The 4,321-nt window shown below is 34.1% G+C and carries 2 protein-coding genes; both read right to left on the bottom strand.

The annotated features are described in order from the left end of the window. Positions 1–1,222: UvrD-helicase domain-containing protein (locus RR539_RS10485; protein ID WP_332500420.1), on the bottom strand; the 1,222-nt coding region annotated here is incomplete at its 3' end. Next, the coding region (gene addB, locus RR539_RS10480) for a helicase-exonuclease AddAB subunit AddB (protein WP_332500419.1) at positions 1,215–4,321 on the bottom strand (3,107 nt) is incomplete at its 5' end. The genes addB and RR539_RS10485, both read right to left, overlap by 8 nt.

The raw sequence follows: 4,321 nt of genomic DNA, 5'->3' as shown, positions 1-4,321 counted from the left end.
TATACTCCTGAACATAGTTACTATCCTGATACTCATCAACAAGTATCTCCCTATACCTTTCCCTATACTCAAGTGCAGTTTTGCTTGGCTTAATTTCTCCGTCTATATTTTCAGTTAAAATATTAAGTGCAAAGTGTTCAATATCATTAAAGTCTATAATAAGTCTTTCTCTTTTCTTCCCTGCAAAAATACTTGAGAACTTTTTCACCATTTTAACAAGTACACCCATAAGTCTATGTGATGTATTAATTTCAGTTTTTATATCATCCTTGTCCTTATCACATGATGCCTTAACACCTTTACATAGTGCAGTAAAATCCTTTTTAAAATTTGATGCCTTTGTTTTAAGAAATTCATTTTCACACTTACCTGAAAGTGCAGATAGCTTAACATCACTTAATGAAAGCGATAGGCTATCAAGGCTTTCTGAAGAAAGTGCCATATTGGTAATACTTATCATATCCTTAAATACATCTATATACTTCTTTGGGAAATCCTCTACTTCCATAAGTGATAAAAGTCTTTCTCCTTCTTCCTTATAGGACTCAAAACTTCTTTTAATATCACTTAGTAAAATTTGCCCCCAAATAGACTGTGAGAAGTTAAAACTTTCATCTATATTAAGCATTTCTATTTTTTCATCTAGCCACATATCAGGAAATGGTGAACTAATAGAAAATGAATATACTCTTTGAATAAGCTCCTCTATTTTAGAGTCCGACTTACCTGTTGAATAGCTTTCAACAAACTCTAAAAAATCTAAATCAGATTCATCATAAAAACTATCCATTGTCTCTTCTATAGCTTCTTTTTTAAGAATCTCAACCTCAGTAGTGTCCCCTACTCTAAAGGATGGGTCTAGGTCTATTAGATGGAAATTGTTCTTAATTACATTAAGACAAAATGAATGTATAGTTGTAATACTTGCCTTATTAAGAAGTATTAGCTGTCTTTGAAGAAAGTGGTTCTCAGGTTCTTTTTCTATTCTCTCACCTATAGCATCTCCTATTCTTTCCTTCATTTCTGATGCTGCAGCATTAGTAAAGGTAACAACAAGTAGTGAATCTATATCACATGGGTTATCCTTATCAAGAATTTTACGAATGATTCTCTCAACAAGTACAGTTGTTTTACCACTACCAGCAGCTGCTGCTACAAGAAGGTTACATCCCTTAGTTTCAATAGCATCTAACTGCTCTTTTGTCCACTTAGTACTACTCATTTACCTCTACCTCCCCTTTTATTTTATCCATTGCTACGTCCTTATTAAGTGTCTTTGTAATCTTATATACATTGTCCTTAAAGCTAGTGTCAAACTGACAAATTGAAGAATACTCACACCACTGACAAGGGGTTTCCTCCCCATCCTTATATGGCATAACACTAATATCTCCACTTAGCATTTTAGTGCAAAGACCTGATATAAGATTTTTAACGTAGGTTCTTAACGTCTTAAATTCATCTATTGTTACAGCATTAGTTGTAGCTGTAAATTCTCCATCCTTCTTAACTGCAACAGGAATAATATTAGACTTAGAAGTTAGTCCATGGTCCATTGCAAGGGCAAGGTTCATATCCTTAAGTAGAATACCCTCCATTCTAAATTCCTTCATCATCATGTCCCTAGCCTCATCCTCTGAAACCCTAGACTCACATGTAAGTATAGGCTCATCTAATTTAAAGTAGAACATTCCTCCTGGCGCTGATGGTGTACTTGTTTTCTCATAGCTTTCAAGTATAGCATCTAGATATACAAGTAGCTGAACCTGAAGTCCGTAGTATACATCTGATAGACTTATTTTTCTCTTAGATGACTTATAGTCAACTATTCTTATATATTTCTCGCCATCTAAATCTGCCTCATCAAGTCTATCTATTTTACCTACAAGTTCTACCTTCTCCCCATCCTCAAGTTCTATAACAATTGGTGGGAACTTATCATTCGGGCCAAATCCTTCCTCATATCCAACAGCATCAAAGTCTCCTGACTTAATGTGGTAGGAAATTATATCTATTGCATTAACAATTAATCTTTTTAGCCTTTTAGAAAGGTATTTATATCTTGCTGATGTATTAAGAACATAATCAGGAATCTTCTCTAGCATCTCATCTACTATAAATGCTACAACCTCCTCAATCCACTCCTTAGATACATCACGAATATCTTCTCCTTCCTTCTTTATAACATCTGAAAAGTCCTCAAGAACCTTATGCATAAAGCTTCCTATCTCAAGTGACTTAAACCCAAACTCACGTCTCTCTCGGCCCTTTAGACCATACTTAACGAAATATGAAAATGGACACTTTGAATAGGTTTCTATTTGAGAAACACTTAGCCTACTACTGTTATAAATCTCCTTAATCTTCTCCTTTGGAACCTTCTTAACCTGGGTTGTATAGTGAAGTCCTGAAAGTAAATTATCAATTCTTTCCTTTTCCCCATTATTAATAAACCATCTATAAGTGTCTAGCCACAGTGGGTCTATACCTCCCCCTTCATAATACCTTCTAAGTTTTAGTATCATAGCGTTAAATGTAGGGGCCTTGGTTACTATATTTTCAATATCTGAATCTAGTCTATCTACCAAATCACTAGATGTTTTTATTTTAGGGAATACCTTTTTAAGTCTATGTAAAATTATAGATTGTCTAAGTGTCTTTCCATCATGGTCTGCAATTGGGTGTGAAAGTATTAGCTTCTCACTTGCTGAAGTTAGTGTTGAATAGATTAGATACTGTTCATTAAATGATTTTTCCCTAGTGTCTATATCTATTTTTATACCAGCCTCTTTAATCTCTGCTCTTTCTATGTCAGAAATTATACCCTCATCTACTATAGGGGCTGGGAATATACCGTCATTTACCCCAAGAATCATAAGTACCTTAGAGCTTTGGGTTCTCATTCTGTCTACTCCTGCTATTAATACACTATCTATAACCGATGGAACTGAACCTATTGTACATTCTGAGAATCCTACACTTATAAGGTCTATAAAGTCACTAACCGTAACCTTCTCATCTCCTAGAATCTCAACGGTCTGATCTAATACCTCAACTAATATATCAAAAACCTGTGAATACTCTCTAGCTAGTAGAATTTCTCCCTTAGTGTTAAATTCATCTATAATCTCTGTAACCTTCTTATCTACTCCAATTAAAAGTAGGAATTCATATAGTCCACGGCACATATCACGTGCAGACTCTGCTCCCTTTAATGTAGTGTGAAGATTATCTAGTGGAGTTATAACTTTACTTCTAACCTCATTGATTCTAATAAGTAGGGCCTTTTCCTCCTCAGAGTCCTCCCCCTCAATTCTACGGTTAGAGTAAACTGTAAATGGCTCTTTCCATCTGTTACCCCTAATTCCATTTTCAATAACGTAGTTCTCCAGAATATTAATATCCTCACTACTTACATCTAAAAGACCTGACTTAAGGTATGTAAATACACCTTCATAGCTCCAACGCCTTTTTTGCACCTCAAGTGCTGAAATTAATAACACAACTATAGGATTTTTCATAGCTTCCTTTTTCTTATCAACATATATAGGGATATTATTTTCCTCAAATATACTGCGAACTAAAGGTTCATATGTGTCCATATTTCTCGCTACAACCCCAATGTCTCTATATTTATAACCCGAATCACGAACAAGAGATACTATTTTGCTAGCTACTGCTGTAACTTCTGAATATAGGTTAGAAGCAGTAAAAATTTCTATGTCCTCTGTACTTTCCTTATATGGAACAAAGGGAAATCTAAATGCATATTTTTCAAGATGGGTTAACTCTGCGCTTTGGCTATGACGGGTAATCTCTTCTATTGAATTTAAATCTACCGGCTTATTATATGATATATTAAGCTTTTCACATATTTTAAGAAGTCTTTCTTCAAACTCCTTACTACTTGCAAATATATCAAAACTTCCACCCTTGCCTTTAATATCACCTGTAATTGTAATGTTAACTTCCTTAGCCTTAACTAAAATCTTTTCAAGTACATTAAGCTGAATTGGATTCATCCCCTCAAATCCATCAACATATACTATTGCATCATCTAAATATGTACACTCCTCAATCTTTCTTGAAAGAAGCTCCATTTCATCCTCTTCATCTATGTATGAATGGTGAAGCTTATCATTAAAAAGCTCTAGTATTTTTGATATATCTTGAAGCTTTCCTTTTAAGGTATCTGACTCTACCTTAATACTTGCCTCTTCAACTATTTCACTCTCAACATCAAATCTTTTAAATTCCTTAATTATAGATGATATTGAAGGTATTATTCCTGTTTTAATAGATGACTTTGTGAATATTTGAA

The sequence above is a fragment of the Clostridium sp. genome, assembly GCF_036639235.1.
GTDB lineage: Bacteria > Bacillota > Clostridia > Clostridiales > Caloramatoraceae > Clostridium_AB.
The sequence above is the reverse complement of the archived record's forward strand: the minus strand, read 5'-3'. Positions and strand labels throughout refer to the sequence as shown.